We start from the raw sequence: 15,300 nt of genomic DNA on the forward strand, positions 1-15,300 counted from the left end.
AAATAAAGGGCAGATGATGATAAAACATTGCCAACTGATGACAGTTATCATAAAATAAGTATAAAGGTTGTACAAATCATTTTTTTAATTTATTTATGGGAAAATCCAATGAATGTCTCATTGCGACAGCTTAGAGCCTTTGTGATGATTGCCGATTGTAGAAGTTTTACCAAGGCAGGTGATGAGCTGTTCTTAACCCAATCATCTTTGAGTGGACTCATCAAAGAGATGGAAAAACAACTTGACGTCAAGCTCTTTGACCGCACCACTCGCCAAATCCATTTAACGGATGCAGGCAAGCGACTGCTCCCACACGCACGGCGGATTTTGGATGAAGTGCGATTGTTTGACCACCAAACGCAGGATTTAAAGGACTTTTATCAAGGCAAAATCCGCCTTGCCGTCTCCCAACAGCTCGCCGCATCAGGCATGCCACGCTTGATTCATAAGTTTGCCACGATTTATCCTAGCGTGCAGGTAACACTGCTTGACTGCTCCATTGAGGAGGTCATCAGCCGTGTGCAGTCGCTTGATGCTGACATTGGCATTGGACCTGAACGTACGCTTGGGTCAGACATTTTGGCAGATGAGTTGTTTGCATCACCTTTTTATGTGGTGTTGCCTACCACGCATGCCCTTACCAAATATTCCCACATCGCTTGGGGTGAGCTTGAAGATGAGCGTATCATTACCTTGCGTGGTAATTTTACCCAAAGATTGATAGATGAGTTGCCCAAAGAGCTGTCATCTCGGTTGTTTCGGATGGATTATGAGGTAAATTTTTTGTCTACCGCTCTTGGCATGGCACAAATGGGGTTTGGATTAACCATCACCTTACCCCACGCCAAAAACTGGGTTGATCAACATGGGCTTGTCATGAGGCCTTTGGTTGAACCGAGCATTCATCGCAAATTTATGTGCTACACCCATAAAAGGCGTTCTCCCACGCCTGCCATGAGTGCCTTTTTGCGATTTTTAAAAGGGTATGCTAAGGCATGGGAGTGATGTTCTGCTGGTGTATTTCTTGCTGGTATGTTCTAAGTTGGCAATTGACAAATGCCCCACTTTGGCAATTTTATGTTAAAATAGCAAGTTTTATAAAATAACAACTGAGAACACCATGTCCTTAAAATCCGTAGTTGCCCTTATCGGTCGCCCAAATGTGGGCAAATCCACGCTGTTTAACCAACTCACCAAATCCCGCCAAGCCCTAGTTGCTGATTTGGCAGGACTGACCCGAGACCGTCAGTATGGCGATGTATTTTTTGAAAATAAATCTTTCATCGCCATTGACACAGGAGGTATTGGCGAGGCTGATGATGGCAAGGGTAACATTGATGACTACATGGCGACACAATCGTACACCGCCATTTACGAGGCAGACATGGTTGTGTTTATTGTGGATGCACGAGCAGGACTTACCCCAAGTGATGAGGAGATTGCTAGGTTTTTGCACACGCTGGGCAAACCTGTCTTTTTGGTAGCCAACAAAACAGATGGCGTACATGATGCGTCCATTGCTGAGTTTTTTGGGTTAGGTTTTGGTGAGCCGATACCTACCAGTGCCAGCCATGGCAAGGGCGTAACGAGCCTACTTGAAATCATCACCGCTGATATGCCTGAAACAGTCGTTGAAGATTCCAAGGCAGATGGCTTAAAATTGGCGATCATCGGTCGCCCAAATGTGGGCAAATCCACGCTGGTCAATCGCCTTTTGGGTGAGGAGCGTGTTGTGGTGTTTGATATGCCAGGCACAACCAGAGACAGCATTTATATCCCTTTTGAGCGAGAGGGGCGAACTTATACACTCATTGATACCGCAGGGGTAAGACGGCGTGGGCGTATTGATGAGAAAGTGGAAAAATTTAGTGTCATCAAAACCTTGCAGGCCATCAAAGATGCGAATGTGGTTGTGTTGGTGATTGATGCTCATGAGGGCATTGTGGACCAAGATTTACACATGCTCGGCTATGCCTTAGATGCAGGACGGGCGATTGTGATTGCCATTAATAAGTGGGATAATCTCACTCAGGACCAAAAAGACAGTGTCAAAATTGAAATGGACAGACGTTTTCACTTTATCCCATGGGTTAAGATTCATCTGATTTCTGCCTTGTATGGCAATGGTGTGGGTAATCTGTATCCATCCATCCATAAGGCGTACGATGCGTCCATGTTTAAGGTATCCACATCTCGTCTTACGCAGATTTTGCAAGATGCTGTGGCGGCCCATCAACCGCCAATGGTGAGTGGTCGCCGTATCAAACTTCGTTATGCTCACTTAGGCGGTCATAATCCACCTGTCATTGTCATTCATGGCAACCAAACAAGCAGTCTGCCAAAGAGCTATCAGCGTTATCTTGAAAATATCTATCGTGAGGTATTTAAATTAGAAGGCACACCCCTTCATGTGGAATTTAAACAAAACGCCAACCCATATCAAGGTAAAAAAAATCCCGTCATCAAAAATAAAGCCAAAGTCATGCGTGAGCGTAAACGTATTGCTGAATTTAAGAAACGGGATAAGAAGAGAAAGTAAGAGCGGATTATGAATTACGGGTTGTCATTTATTAGTGATGATGATTTATATCATCATGTCAAAAATACGGTATTAAAATACCGTTTTCAAATTGATTTTAAAAAATTAAATAAAAACTTAATTGACCCAATTAAATTAACATTTGACAGTGCCATTTATCAAGGCGGTTTTGATAATGGGGCATTGTCTGTTATTTTGGATAATGAAATTAGCCGTCAAATGGATAAATCCAATACCAATCATATCGGTTATTTTCATCAAAATATTTTTAATTTTATTGGTAAAGAAAACGGTTGGTCTGTTCCTAGTCAAGGGTTTGATGTTGAAAATTCATCTTTACAAATCTATGTAGAGATGAAAAATAAACACAACACCATGAACAGTTCATCATCGGCAAAAACATATATGCGAATGCAACACAAGATTTTGCAAGAGCCAAATGCCACTTGTATGCTTGTGGAGATTATCGCCAAAAATAGCCAAAATATCGCATGGCAATGCTCGGTGGATAATCAATCCATGAAACAAGAACAAATTCGCCGAGTGTCTATTGATAAGTTTTATGAATTGGTAACAGGTAACGCTAATGCCTTTGCTCAATTATGCCAAATATTGCCAAACGTTATCCAAGATGTATTGGCAAATGAAAAAACACAAATCATTGAAAATACGGTGTTATCAGACATACAAGAACAAAACATTGAGCATATTCTAACCAGTTTGTATTTAATCACATTTAAAAAATATCAAGGATTTGATAACTTTCATTTGGGGTTATCATGACAAATTTATCATTATTTGATGAGCAAATACCAAATCAACAATCCTATATTCATTCTAATAAAAAAATTAGTAGCATTGAATTATTTGCAGGGGCGGGCGGATTGGCTTTGGGTCTTGAAAAAGCAGGATTTGAAGCGGTGTTATTTAATGAAGTGGATAAACATGCTTGCCAAACATTACGCCAAAATCGCCCTAATTGGCATATTTTAGAACAGGATATTTCTACGGTGGATTTTCGTCCTTATCGTGATAAGGTTGATTTTTTATCGGGTGGATTTCCTTGTCAGGCATTTTCTTATGCAGGAAAAGGCGAAGGCTTTAATGACATTCGAGGGACGATGTTTTTTGAATTTGCCCGTGCCATAAAAGAGATTAACCCTAAGGTTATTTTGGGCGAGAACGTCAAGGGTCTGTTAAATCATGATAAAGGCAGAACGCTTGCAACCATTAAACAGACACTCACAGAATTAGGTTATCGTGTGATTGAGCCAAAAGTATTAAATGCTGTTAATTTTCGTGTGCCACAAAAAAGAGAGCGGATTTTTATTGTGGGTGTTCGTGAAGATTTGGCGGATAAGGTGGATTTTGTGTGGCCTACGCCTTATCATCGCCCCATGACCATGACGGACGCTTTAAAAGCAGGTGAACTGTTTGATTGTGATGTGCCGATGTCGGACGGACAAATTTATCCAGAACACAAAAGATCGGTGTTAGACCTTGTGCCACAAGGGGGCTGTTGGCGTGATTTGCCTGATGAAGTGGCTCGTGCTTACATGAAAAAAAGCTATTTTTTGGGCGGTGGGCGTACAGGCATGGCAAGGCGTTTGGGTTGGCATGAGCCGAGTTTGACTTTGACGTGTTCGCCCGCCCAAAACCAAACCGAACGTTGCCACCCTGACGAAACCCGTCCGCTTAGGGTGCGTGAGTATGCTCGCATACAAACTTTCCCTGATGATTGGCAGTTTGCAGGTTCATTGTCTCAGCAGTACAAACAAATCGGCAATGCCGTTCCTGTGAATTTGGCATATGCCATGGGCGTGCAATTGCGACAGTTGTTATTACAAATCATGGATTAATATGTTCAAAAACATCCGCATTCTTATCCTACTTTGCATTTTACTCATCGTCGCTGTCAATAGCTTTCGTGATAAAAATCACGATTGGCAAAAGCCTGTTTATGTCGCCATTTATCCCATTAACGTGGATAATTCGCCAGAGGTTGCCAAATATATCGCAAGCCTATCCGACAGCGATTTTAAAGAAATAGAGACCTATCTTAATGCCGAGAGCAAAAAATACGGTCAAAATGCCAATTTTTATTATCGGCTTGGGCAAGAAGTCAAAGCCATGCCCCCTGTCGTGCCAAGAAATGGCGGAATGAGTGATGCGATTATTTGGAGTTTAAAATTTCGCTATTATGCCTACAAAAACGCCCATGACGTTGGCGTGCCGACCAATTTGCGGTTATTTTTGCAGTACCATAGCCCCGACAAAAAAGTCATCACCGAGACATCTACCGCCTTACAAAATGGACGCATTGGCGTGGTCAATCTGTTTGGCATGGACAAAAAAACCGCCAATAATAACGTGGTCATCGCCCACGAGAGCTTGCACGCCTTTGGGGCGAGCGACAAATACGACCTATCAAACGGCACTCCCATATATCCGCACGGCTATGCCAACCCCGCCCAAAACCCACGCTATCCGCAGACCCAAGCCGAGCTTATGGCGGTGCATATCCCCACATCGCCGACCAAATTTGACATGGCACGAGACCTAAAACAAACGGTTGTGGGCGAGATGACGGCAGTTGAGATTAAATGGAAAAAATTGGATTAACCATGCTTTTTGAGACGCTTGCCATAAATAACGGTGATATTTTAAATCTGGATTATCATAATGAGCGATTTAAACAGGGGCAGTTATTTTTACATTGCCAAACGATGATTGATGATATTGCCGATATTATTAACATTTCTGATGAATTTAATAATAAATTTATCCGTTGCCGTGTTACTTATGATAACTATAACATAAAAGTAGAGTATTTTGATTATACCCCAAAATCCATTCAATCTTTTAAAATAATAGAATGCGATAGTATAGATTATGCTTATAAATATGATGATAGGGCTTTATTAAATCAGTTATTATCGCAAAAGGGCGATTGTGATGAAATTATTATTATAAAAAATGGATTAGTTACAGATTGTTCTATTGGCAATTTATTATTTTTAAAAGATAATCATTGGTACACGCCCGATACACCATTATTGAAAGGTACTCAGCGAGCGTATTTATTGGACACTCAAAAAGTTCATTTGGCAAATATTGATAAAAATAACATTTGGCAATACGAAAAAGTGATGATGATAAATGCCTTAAATGCGTTTGATGAAAATAGGGCGATATTAATTAAAAATATTAAGGAATGATATGCTAAGATTGGCAATTTTTGCGGACATTCATGGCAAATTTTTATTGCCATTTAAACTAGTGAATTATTACCAAACCCTGACAGGGAAAGCGATTGACGCCATTATCCAATGTGGCGACATGGGAGCATTTCCCGACAAAAACAACATGGATAAAGCGACATTAAGACACGCCAGACATGACAGAGATGAGCTGGGTTTTATGGATAATTTTGTCAAAATGGATAATGACATTGCCAAATTTTTAAATACGCTTAATATCCCCATGTATGCCGTGCGTGGCAATCACGAAGACCATGATTTTTTGGATAATTTAGAACATAACAGCGATAAAAATTCGCCTTATTTTCATATTGATTGTTATCAAAAAATTCGGGTATTAAAAACAGGCTTTCCGCTCATATTAACCAATGATACCGACAGCATTAGCCTATTGGGGATTGGGCGAATTGGCGACAGAAAAGGGCGAGATAATAAAACATTTATCCAAAACTACGAACGAGAACAATTAAAAAAGCTCTATAAAACTTGTGGCGATATAGATATTTTAATCACTCATGACAAACCAAGCGAGAGCATTCGTGGTTATGGTTCATCTGACGTGGCAGACGCATTGGATAATATCGCTTTTTGTTATCTTTTTATGGACATACGGGTGAGCCTTATCATGAAACACTTGCTGATAATGGCATTACCCAATCAATAAAAATCAAAGAATTGGAATTTAATCAAAAAGGCAAATTAGAAACAGGCTGTATGATAATTTTAGAAAAAAACAAGGATAATATCAGCATAAAAAGCGTACCATTATTTGATATTATTCATTTTGATAAAGAAAGTTGGCGGTATATGTGATGATTTGCAATTTTATAAAAAAAATTTTAAAAATCCCTTGACTTTTTATTTTTATCGCTTATCATATACGCATTCACGCACCAAATACGCTTGGTGCATTTCATTCACCCAAACAGCAATAGGAGTAAAACAATGTCTGTATCTTACAATTTTTGTAATCCAAAAAAGACCAACCGTTTTGACTGTTTGGGCAAATCATTTTTGATATAATCTTTATATCAAGCCAAACACATAAAGACGGTGGCAAGCCTTAATCTACAAGGCTTTCACCGTTTTTTTATTGTCTAAAATTTGCCCAAAAAATCGCCAAGATTTGTCTTAAAAATTGATAAACTGCTTTATCAATTTTGACGGTTTTCTTTTCCCAAAAATATTGTCTTTTATTTGTCATTTTTATATTTAAAAATGATTGGGGAAGTATTGTCTTTTTAATTTATGTTTATTTAATTAGCTAAAAATTAAATGATTTTTGGTTGGGGATTTTTATATCAAAAATTTGGTATTTTTAAATTCAATCGTCATTGTAGGGGCGAATTACATTTGCCCAAAAAATACCAATAGCACAATCCCCAAACCAACCCAAAAGAGAAATAATTTTATGAGTATCGGACTTATTTTAAATGAAAATGGCAACAATGGCGTGCCTGTCAAAATCTTTACCAAAGACGTGGAACAAAAGGCGTTAAATCAGCTCTACGCGATGAGCCAGTTGCAATTTATCCATAGCCATATCGCCGTCATGCCTGACGTTCATGCGGGCAAGGGGGCGACTGTGGGGAGCGTGATTCCGACCAAATCGGCAATCATTCCGTCTGCGGTGGGCGTGGATATTGGCTGTGGCATGAACGCCCTACGCCTGTCTATCAAGGCAGAGCAGTTGCCCGACAACCTAAAACCTGCCCGCCTTGCCATTGAAAAACACGTCCCTGTCGGCTTTGAAAAGCACAAGCAAATCATGGCAAAAATGAGTACGCTTGACCCGCTTGCCATTCGTCTCAAAAAAATTACCGACAAGCACAAGGGTTTGTTAAAAATGCTCAATAACTTTGACAGAACGTGGGCAAAACAGCTTGGCACGTTGGGCGGTGGCAATCACTTTATTGAGCTGTGCGTGGACGAGAACGATGACGTGTGGATTATGCTCCACTCTGGTTCTCGTGGGATTGGCTCGTGTATTGGCGAGTATTTTATCAGTCTTGCCAAAAAGGTGAATGAGACGTGTTTTGGTTATATTCCTGACCGTGAGCTGTCGTATTTGGCGCAGGGTACGCCGTTTTTTGACGATTATATTGAGGCGGTGGGCTGGGCTCAGGACTATGCGACCGAAAACCGCAAGGAGATGATGAGACTCATTATCAAAGCCTTACAAAGCAAAGACGCACAATTTCCCCGCTTTACCGTAACCAAAGAGGCGATAAACTGTCATCACAACTATGTCAGCCGTGAGAGGCATTTTGGCAGTTCGGTCTATGTAACTCGCAAGGGGGCGATTAGTGCCTATGAGGGTGAGCTTGGCATTATCCCTGGCTCTATGGGGGCGAAATCCTATATCGTGCGTGGGCGTGGCAATAGCGAGAGTTTTTGTTCGTGTTCGCATGGGGCAGGGCGAAAAATGAGCAGGGGGCGTGCGGTGCGTGAGTTTGGCTTGGCGGATTTGGTGAGCCAAACGGACGGTATCGAATGCCGTAAAGATAAGGGCGTGCTGGACGAAATTCCACAGGCGTATAAAGATATTGATGAGATCATGGCAAACCAAACCGATTTGGTGGAGGTTGTGCATACCTTAAAGCAGGTGATGTGTATTAAGGGGTGATGAATGATTTTTGGACTACTATCTGATTTTTTATTTGTCATTTTGTAAAATAAGTGCAGGAGCAAATTACATTTGCCCTGTGTTAAATTTGGATTTTGGGGTGAATAAATTACCCTTATACGTCCAAATTCTAAAATATATTTTGATTTAGTCCAACATAGGAAAATAATATGAAAAACCAAAAAGAGCTTATCAAACTTGGCGAAAAATTGGCAAATCACCCAATTTACCCAAGTGCGATTAAAGTACGCAACCAAACCGCCTTAAACCCTTTATTAAAAAAGGGTGGTGTTCATGATAAAGACAACCCCAAAACACGCCATAAAAAAGAGCGTGCTAAAATACGTTTGCACCTAAAACATAAGGGGTATGACAATAATTTTTAAAAATTTTTCAAATTTTTTGTAAGATATTTGCTCCACGTCCGTCTAAGGTATATCATAGAATGGTTTATGATGTTCAATCGGAGTTTATTATGTCAAATCTTAACCGTAAAATCACAGGCCTTGCAGTAGCAACCTTACTGGCGACAGGGCTGAGTGCTTGCAAAGAGGAAAAAGTGCAAGCACAGCCACTGGCACAAGGCTATCAAAATGCTGATACCGCCCAGCCTAATCAAGCAGTCGTCTCCGACACCAAAACCGCCGAAGGCAAATGTGGTGAGGGCAAATGTGGTGAGGGCAAATGTGGTGAGGGCAAATGTGGTGCGACCAATGCTGACAAATCAGCATCTGCCAGTTGTGGAGCAAGTACTGATAAAAACGCCAATGCCAGTTGTGGCGGTTCAAAATAAACAGTTTGTTGATGGCAAATACAAGGTTATGATGTTTTGTAACCTTGACTTTCGTTATTTTTACTTATTTAACGCTCTTTTTGATGGGTGAGTCGGAGAAAAATTAATGATACAAACCAAAAACTTAATCATAGGCTTTGGTAAAGCAGGCAAAACATTGGCAGGACTGTTTGATAAACATGGTCAGAGTACCATTTTGGTTGAGCAATCGGAAAAAATGTATGGTGGAACGTGTATTAACGTGGGCTGTATTCCCTCAAAAAAACTGATTCATGAAGCCAAAACGGATGGTTTTGATGAAGCCATGCAAAACAAAGATGCCCTTATCAGTACTTTGCGTGAAGCAAATTTTAACAAAATCAATGATTTATCAAACGTGCGTGTCATTACCGCACAGGCAAGTTTTGTTGATGATAATACCGTTACCCTATCCACAGGCGAGACGGTGCGTGCTGAGCGGATTTTTATCAACACAGGTGCAACCCCCATCATGCCAAACGTGGCAGGCGTGGATGGTGAGCATATTTATGACAGTACAGGGCTGTTAAACTTAGGCGATACGCAAAAAACCACCCCCAAGCGATTGGTCATCGTGGGTGCAGGATTCATCGCTCTTGAATTTGCCTTTATGTATCACGCCTTTGGCAGTCAAGTAAGCATTGTTGAGCGGTCGGAGGAGTTTTTAGCAAACGTTGATGATGATGTGCGTGAAATTGTCCTTGATTTGTTAGATGAGCGTGGTATTGAGTTGCATTTGGGGCAAGACGTCCAAGAGTTTAGACATCAAGATACCCACACTCAGGTCATCACTGACAAACTGACCCTAGATGCTGATGCCGTGCTTATTGCCATTGGCAGACAGCCCAACACAAACAGTCTAAACCTACAAAACACAAGCGTGCAATTAGATGAGCGTGGTTATGTGGTGTGTGATGATAAACTAAAAGCCACAAACAATATTTGGGCCATGGGCGATGTTGCAGGCTCACCACAATTTACTTATATCTCGCTTGATGATTATCGCATTGTGGCAGATGATTTGTTTGGCAGTGGCACACGCCAAAGAGCTGACCGCAATATCTTCCCAACCAGCGTCTTTATCACACCGCCTTTATCACAAATTGGCATGAGTGAAAAACAAGCCCAAGCAAGTGGTAAAAATTATCAAGTAGCAACCTTAGCCGCCCAAAACATTGTTAAAGCCAAAATGACAGGCAACACCAAAGGTTTATTAAAAGCGGTTGTGGATAAAGACACCAATGAGATTTTGGGTGTTACGCTGTTTTGTGATGACAGCCATGAGATTATCAACTTATTTAAACTGGCAATGGATAATGGTGTTAAAGCAGATTATTTTAAAGGACAGATTTTTACGCATCCAACCATGAGCGAATCATTAAATGATTTATTTGCTCAATTTTAAAATGGTTTTTTATAAAGGTATGTTATGAAAAAATTTACTCTGACCATCATCATGGGTGTGTTTGGATTGACAGCATGTAACAGTTTTGCCAACATGTCCATCAAAGACAATACAACCCAAACACAGGTTCAAACACAAATCACACCAAAGGCAAAAGGCGTTTGGATTGATGTTCGCACCCCAGAAGAATATCAAGCGGGTCATTTGACAGATAGCATCAATGTCCCTGTTGATGATATCACCAAACGTATCTTTGCCATTGAACCTAATAAAGACAGTCCCATCAATCTATATTGTCGTAGTGGCAGACGTGCCGAGGTTGCTCGTACGCAACTGCTTAAATTGGGTTATACCAATGTTACCAATCACGGCGGTTATGAAGATTTAAAACAACAAGGCTATCGTTAAGGGATTTTTTATGAAAATTAATGTTGGCAAACCCGATAAAATCGTGCGAATTGTTTTGGGTGTCGTTATTATTGGTGTGGGTGCTTATTTTGGTTCGTGGTGGGCAATCGTTGGGCTTGTGCCTTTATTGACAGGCTTTATGAATTTTTGCCCCATTTATCATCTTTTGGGCATCAGCACCTGTAAATACCATGCTAATAAAAACTTCAATAAGTAAAAAGACAGACATGACAGATAACAAATCACCACATGGGGCAGGGCTTGGCTTTCGCCGTGAACTATTACCGCAAATGTCTCTTGATGATGTCAATGCCATTTATCAATTAAGCCATATTGATTTTTTTGAGGTCTCGCCTGAAAATTGGATAAATTCCCAAGGCATGATGGGCGGTCGTTTTGAAAGTATCTTACGTGCTTATACCGAGCGGTTTTCATTCATCTGTCATGGACTTTCTTTATCTATTGGCAGTTCACAAGAATTGGACATTACTCATGTCAATAATATCAAAACATTCATGAAATCACACGGCATGAATTTATTCACCGAGCATCTGTCTTGGTGTGGTGATGATAAAGGACATTTATACGATTTATTGCCCATACCTTGCACCCAAGAAGCGGTATTTTGGGTGGCTGACCGCATAAAAAAAGTGCAGGACATTTTAGGCTCTCAAATCGGTATTGAAAATGCCTCATACTATTATCTACCCTCTCAAAGCCAAATGTCTGACAGTGAATTCATTTCAGCGGTGATAAAAGAGGCGGATTGTTTGTTGCATTTGGATGTGAATAATATTTTTGTCAATAGTCAGAACTTTGGTTTTGACCCACACCAATATTTGCGTGAATTACCCTTAGAGCGGACGTGTTATTTACATGTGGCAGGACATTATGTGGACGATGATGGTCTGATTGTGGATACACATGGCGATGGCGTGGTAGAGCGTGTTTGGGCATTGCTAAATGATGCTTATGAGTTGATTTTTGCCAAAACGGGCAAAACGGCGGATAAAATTCCAACTTGTTTGGAGCGTGATTTTAACTTTCCAAAACTTAGCGAGCTTACCCGTGAAGTAAAATTTATCCGAGAAATTCAACAAATCCACAAAAATAACACCGTAACTAAATTGGCTTAATGGTTTAATAAATTCTTATGGTAATGATGACAGATAAAGCACCCAATTTACGCAGCTTTCAGCGTGAATTTGGTGATTATATTAGAAAGCAAAAACACGATGATGGCGATACCGTGCCTTCTCGTGTTGGGCAGTTATACCAACATTTGATTTATAATAACATCTCTGGCTTTATAAACCAATGCTTTCCCATTACTCGTAAAATCATTGAAGTGCATTTTGGTGCATCGCTTTGGCAAAATCTCATCAAAGATTTTATAAAACATGGTGATATGACAAGTCCGTATTTTAGTGAAATTAATGAGCAGTTTGTTGGTTATTTGACAGATGATGTTTTGAATAAATTTTCCTTGCCACTTTATTTATCTCAATTTGTTCATTATGAATGGGTGGAGCTGTATGTGGATAATCTGCCCAATGACAGCCCTAAGCCTGTTTTTATTCATCAAAATGAACCTATTATCATCAATCATACCGCCCAGATTTTGTATTATGAATGGATGGTACAAGACATTAGCGTGTCATTTTTACCCAATAAAAAACAGCCGACGTTTTTGGTGGTATGTCGTCAATGTATGGATAATGTCTTTAAAACCGCATTTATGGCAATTGACCAACTGACATTTATCATATTGACCTTTATTCAAGAAAAGCAAAAGCAAGGCGTGTGTTATCAAAATACCGATGAATTATTATTACAACTACAAAAAACCTTTGAATTAAATGATGAGATTTTAAATGATATAAAATCATCATTTGATGACTTGTTAAATACCATGCTAGACAACCAAATTTTTTATAAAAGATAAGGGGATTTATGATGAATAAATATGTTGCTTATTATGACAAATTGGTTTTGTCTTTGAAAAAAATAGACTTTTTGCCACTACTAGCAATACGTTTGTATCTTGCTCCGATTTTTATCATGGCAGGGCTGACCAAATACCGCTCATTTTATGATACAGTGGCGTGGTTTGGTAATGGTGATTGGGGGCTTGGTTTGCCTTTTGCATCCTTTTGGGTGGTCGTGGTCATTATTGCCGAATTGATTGGCGGTGTGGCATTGTTATTAGGGGTGGCAACACGTTTATTTGGTCTATTATTGGCAATCACCATGGCATTTGCCATGTTATTGGTGCATTTAAAAAATGGTTGGCATGCCATCGCTCCAACGAATCCAACGACAAACATCGCCCAATTATTTGGCAGGTATGGGCAGGCAAGTTTGGATAATTCCATACAAGCAGGTGAGCGATTAAATAAGGCTCGTGAAATTTTACAATCCTATGGTAATTATGACTGGCTTACCGAAACGGGGAATTTTGTGATTTTAAATAATGGCGTAGAATTTGGCATGACGTATTTTATTATGTTGCTTGTGCTGATTATTTATGGGGCGGGGCGTATTATCAGTGTGGATTTTTGGCTAAATAAAAGTCTGCCAATGTTAAAATAATATCATCAGATATTCATAACATATTCATAACGTACCATTTATGTGGCTTTGTTCATTTTTCTTGACCTATTGAATTATTGAGAATTTTTTTGACCATAAAAATGCACCAAATCAATTTACACCACTTTGATAAAAAAAGCATGGATGAGATATATCAAGCCATGTTTTCTTTTGCGTACAATCAGTTAAATCATGAACAACACGCCAAAGATGTGGTGCAAGATACTTTGGTGAATGCCTTAAAATACGCCGATAGTTTTCAAGGAAAGTCCGCCTTTAAAACGTGGGTATTTGCCATTTTGAAAAATAAAATTGCCGACTTTATTCGCCAAAATAAACATTATGTAACCATCAGCGAGATGAGTGAAAATGACGATGATGAATTTTTATCCATGCTGTTTGATGATATTGGACATTGGCAACATGGTTCATCACCAAATGGTTTTGATAATTGCTGGACAAGTCCGCATGAAACTGCTGAGAATGATGAATTTTGGCAAGTATTGGAATTATGTTTACAAAATTTGCCAAAAGAGCAGGCACAGGTTTTTTTGATGAAGGAATATATAGAATTGGGCAGTGATGAGATTTGCCAAAATTTAAACATTACTCGCCAAAATTTATATGTGTTATTACATAGAGCCAGATTAAGATTGCAAATGTGTTTATCGGTAAAATGGTTTGTTTAGAGGGTACAATGAAACGATTTAAAAATTGCCAAAAAATGACTGAGCTTATGAGTTTATCACAAGATGAACCATTGACTTTGTCACAAAAAATGATGGTGAGATTTCATCTTTTGATGTGTCCTGAATGTGCCAGATTTGATAAAAATAATGAAATATTAAAAATGATGATAAAACAGCATAAAAATTTGAATGATGATTTATCATGATGGTTTGTCATCAATGAGCATTTAAAAAAGCTGACTTGCCAATATGGCTTGCATGGGGTTAAAACTTTTACGATGCTCGGGCAGTATCCCATACTTATGAATGGCATCACAGTGTATTTTGCTGGCATAGCCTTTGTGTTTTTCTAGTCCATAATCAGGATAAATCTTGGCGTAATCACTCATGGTGTTATCACGGTGAACTTTGGCAAGAACGCTGGCACAGGCGATGGATGTGTGAATGCCGTCACCTTTGATGAGTGTATGAATGCACGACCCAAATGGAGCAAAGTCGTTGGACAACAGAGGCATGGCATTGCCATCTATTATGATGACAGGGTTGTCGTGAATGCCGATATTATTTAACATAATCAAATGTTCAATTGCCAGTCTCATGCCAAGCAGAGTGGCTTGATAAATGTCAATGGCATCAATGACGAATGCAGGTATGTCAATTAAAGCATAACTTTGGCAGGTCTGTTTGATGGGTTCAAAGAGCAAATTCCGCTTTTTTTCAGACAGTTTTTTACTGTCATTAATAGAAGATATGGGCGTGCCTGCCAAATCAATTTGTCCAAATTCGCCCGTAAGGTTATTATCCAAAATCACCGCCCCAACGGTCATTTGCCCAAATAGTGAACCACGCCCAACCTCATCGATGCCGATGACAAAAGTGCCTGATGGGGGTGCATGATTTTTATGGGCGATGATGGTACAAGCGTGGGTGTATGTATTTAGAGTATGAGCTTTTATCATGGCTTTTTAAA

The 15,300-nt window shown here is 39.7% G+C and carries 19 protein-coding genes; 18 read left to right on the forward strand and 1 reads right to left on the reverse strand.

Annotated features, from left to right (window positions below; translation table 11 throughout):
* Positions 1-108 precede the first annotated feature (108 nt).
* The 18 genes from IM753_RS05265 (at position 109) to IM753_RS05350 (ending at position 14,536) form a co-directional block, all read left to right on the forward strand.
* Entirely contained in the window at positions 109-1,005 is an 897-nt protein-coding gene (locus tag IM753_RS05265; RefSeq protein WP_194108826.1) for a LysR family transcriptional regulator, read from the forward strand.
* 115 nt (positions 1,006-1,120) lie between these two features.
* Entirely contained in the window at positions 1,121-2,539 is a 1,419-nt protein-coding gene (gene der / locus IM753_RS05270; RefSeq protein ID WP_194108827.1) for a ribosome biogenesis GTPase Der, read from the forward strand.
* A gap of 9 nt (positions 2,540-2,548) precedes the next feature.
* Complete coding sequence (locus IM753_RS05275; protein WP_194092485.1) at positions 2,549-3,322, forward strand: Eco47II family restriction endonuclease; 774 nt, start codon at positions 2,549-2,551, stop codon at positions 3,320-3,322.
* Positions 3,319-4,398, forward strand: a complete 1,080-nt coding sequence (locus tag IM753_RS05280) for a DNA cytosine methyltransferase (protein WP_194092484.1) — start codon at positions 3,319-3,321, stop codon at positions 4,396-4,398. Before IM753_RS05275 ends, IM753_RS05280 begins: the two co-directional genes overlap by 4 nt.
* A 1-nt stretch (position 4,399) precedes the next feature.
* Positions 4,400-5,161, forward strand: coding sequence for a hypothetical protein (locus IM753_RS05285; RefSeq protein ID WP_194092483.1), 762 nt, complete (start codon positions 4,400-4,402; stop codon positions 5,159-5,161).
* A gap of 2 nt (positions 5,162-5,163) precedes the next feature.
* Positions 5,164-5,757, forward strand: coding sequence for an aminotransferase class IV (locus IM753_RS05290; protein WP_194092482.1), 594 nt, complete (start codon positions 5,164-5,166; stop codon positions 5,755-5,757).
* Between the two features lies 1 nt (position 5,758).
* A complete protein-coding gene (locus IM753_RS05295) occupies positions 5,759-6,463 on the forward strand; it encodes a metallophosphoesterase (protein WP_227712936.1) in 705 nt (234 codons plus the stop codon).
* Between the two features lie 747 nt (positions 6,464-7,210).
* Positions 7,211-8,425, forward strand: coding sequence for an RtcB family protein (locus IM753_RS05300; RefSeq protein ID WP_194092481.1), 1,215 nt, complete (start codon positions 7,211-7,213; stop codon positions 8,423-8,425).
* 170 nt (positions 8,426-8,595) lie between these two features.
* Positions 8,596-8,811, forward strand: coding sequence for a hypothetical protein (locus IM753_RS05305; RefSeq protein ID WP_051225941.1), 216 nt, complete (start codon positions 8,596-8,598; stop codon positions 8,809-8,811).
* An 89-nt stretch (positions 8,812-8,900) separates the two neighbouring features.
* The gene (locus IM753_RS05310) at positions 8,901-9,218 is read left to right on the forward strand and encodes a hypothetical protein (RefSeq protein WP_194108828.1); all 318 of its coding nucleotides are present in this window, start codon (positions 8,901-8,903) and stop codon (positions 9,216-9,218) included.
* Between the two features lie 106 nt (positions 9,219-9,324).
* Entirely contained in the window at positions 9,325-10,641 is a 1,317-nt protein-coding gene (locus tag IM753_RS05315) for an FAD-dependent oxidoreductase (RefSeq protein ID WP_172823622.1), read from the forward strand.
* Positions 10,642-10,665: 24 nt separating this feature from the next.
* Entirely contained in the window at positions 10,666-11,049 is a 384-nt protein-coding gene (locus IM753_RS05320; protein ID WP_065255387.1) for a rhodanese-like domain-containing protein, read from the forward strand.
* A gap of 10 nt (positions 11,050-11,059) precedes the next feature.
* Complete coding sequence (locus IM753_RS05325; RefSeq protein ID WP_194108829.1) at positions 11,060-11,266, forward strand: DUF2892 domain-containing protein; 207 nt, start codon at positions 11,060-11,062, stop codon at positions 11,264-11,266.
* 10 nt (positions 11,267-11,276) lie between these two features.
* Positions 11,277-12,185, forward strand: coding sequence for a DUF692 domain-containing protein (locus tag IM753_RS05330; RefSeq protein ID WP_066891919.1), 909 nt, complete (start codon positions 11,277-11,279; stop codon positions 12,183-12,185).
* Positions 12,186-12,211: 26 nt separating this feature from the next.
* The gene (locus IM753_RS05335) at positions 12,212-12,994 is read left to right on the forward strand and encodes a DUF2063 domain-containing protein (protein ID WP_194108830.1); all 783 of its coding nucleotides are present in this window, start codon (positions 12,212-12,214) and stop codon (positions 12,992-12,994) included.
* Positions 12,995-13,005: 11 nt separating this feature from the next.
* A complete protein-coding gene (locus IM753_RS05340) occupies positions 13,006-13,641 on the forward strand; it encodes a DoxX family protein (RefSeq protein ID WP_194092478.1) in 636 nt (211 codons plus the stop codon).
* A 101-nt stretch (positions 13,642-13,742) separates the two neighbouring features.
* A complete protein-coding gene (locus IM753_RS05345; protein WP_065255382.1) occupies positions 13,743-14,330 on the forward strand; it encodes a sigma-70 family RNA polymerase sigma factor in 588 nt (195 codons plus the stop codon).
* A gap of 8 nt (positions 14,331-14,338) precedes the next feature.
* Positions 14,339-14,536, forward strand: a complete 198-nt coding sequence (locus IM753_RS05350; RefSeq protein ID WP_065255381.1) for a zf-HC2 domain-containing protein — start codon at positions 14,339-14,341, stop codon at positions 14,534-14,536.
* Between the two features lie 21 nt (positions 14,537-14,557).
* On the opposite strand, the gene IM753_RS05355 is transcribed toward IM753_RS05350, so the two are convergent.
* Positions 14,558-15,289 (reverse strand): ribonuclease HII, encoded by a 732-nt coding sequence (locus IM753_RS05355; RefSeq protein WP_194108831.1) that lies wholly within the window; start codon positions 15,287-15,289, stop codon positions 14,558-14,560.
* Positions 15,290-15,300: the final 11 nt, after the last annotated feature.

It is taken from the genome of Moraxella sp. K127 (assembly GCF_015223095.1).
Classification (GTDB): domain Bacteria; phylum Pseudomonadota; class Gammaproteobacteria; order Pseudomonadales; family Moraxellaceae; genus Moraxella.

Excerpts from the sequence above, each read along its gene's own strand:
- IM753_RS05265 (WP_194108826.1), top strand. The coding sequence starts at position 109 with ATGAATGTCTCATTGCGACAGCTTAGAGCCTTTGTGATGATTGCCGAT.
- der (WP_194108827.1), top strand. The coding sequence starts at position 1,121 with ATGTCCTTAAAATCCGTAGTTGCCCTTATCGGTCGCCCAAATGTGGGC.
- IM753_RS05275 (WP_194092485.1), top strand. The coding sequence starts at position 2,549 with ATGAATTACGGGTTGTCATTTATTAGTGATGATGATTTATATCATCAT.
- IM753_RS05280 (WP_194092484.1), top strand. The coding sequence starts at position 3,319 with ATGACAAATTTATCATTATTTGATGAGCAAATACCAAATCAACAATCC.
- IM753_RS05285 (WP_194092483.1), top strand. The coding sequence starts at position 4,400 with ATGTTCAAAAACATCCGCATTCTTATCCTACTTTGCATTTTACTCATC.
- IM753_RS05290 (WP_194092482.1), top strand. The coding sequence starts at position 5,164 with ATGCTTTTTGAGACGCTTGCCATAAATAACGGTGATATTTTAAATCTG.
- IM753_RS05295 (WP_227712936.1), top strand. The coding sequence starts at position 5,759 with ATGCTAAGATTGGCAATTTTTGCGGACATTCATGGCAAATTTTTATTG.
- IM753_RS05300 (WP_194092481.1), top strand. The coding sequence starts at position 7,211 with ATGAGTATCGGACTTATTTTAAATGAAAATGGCAACAATGGCGTGCCT.
- IM753_RS05305 (WP_051225941.1), top strand. The coding sequence starts at position 8,596 with ATGAAAAACCAAAAAGAGCTTATCAAACTTGGCGAAAAATTGGCAAAT.
- IM753_RS05310 (WP_194108828.1), top strand. The coding sequence starts at position 8,901 with ATGTCAAATCTTAACCGTAAAATCACAGGCCTTGCAGTAGCAACCTTA.
- IM753_RS05315 (WP_172823622.1), top strand. The coding sequence starts at position 9,325 with ATGATACAAACCAAAAACTTAATCATAGGCTTTGGTAAAGCAGGCAAA.
- IM753_RS05320 (WP_065255387.1), top strand. The coding sequence starts at position 10,666 with ATGAAAAAATTTACTCTGACCATCATCATGGGTGTGTTTGGATTGACA.
- IM753_RS05325 (WP_194108829.1), top strand. The coding sequence starts at position 11,060 with ATGAAAATTAATGTTGGCAAACCCGATAAAATCGTGCGAATTGTTTTG.
- IM753_RS05330 (WP_066891919.1), top strand. The coding sequence starts at position 11,277 with ATGACAGATAACAAATCACCACATGGGGCAGGGCTTGGCTTTCGCCGT.
- IM753_RS05335 (WP_194108830.1), top strand. The coding sequence starts at position 12,212 with ATGACAGATAAAGCACCCAATTTACGCAGCTTTCAGCGTGAATTTGGT.
- IM753_RS05340 (WP_194092478.1), top strand. The coding sequence starts at position 13,006 with ATGAATAAATATGTTGCTTATTATGACAAATTGGTTTTGTCTTTGAAA.
- IM753_RS05345 (WP_065255382.1), top strand. The coding sequence starts at position 13,743 with ATGCACCAAATCAATTTACACCACTTTGATAAAAAAAGCATGGATGAG.
- IM753_RS05350 (WP_065255381.1), top strand. The coding sequence starts at position 14,339 with ATGAAACGATTTAAAAATTGCCAAAAAATGACTGAGCTTATGAGTTTA.
- IM753_RS05355 (WP_194108831.1), bottom strand. The coding sequence starts at position 15,289 with ATGATAAAAGCTCATACTCTAAATACATACACCCACGCTTGTACCATC.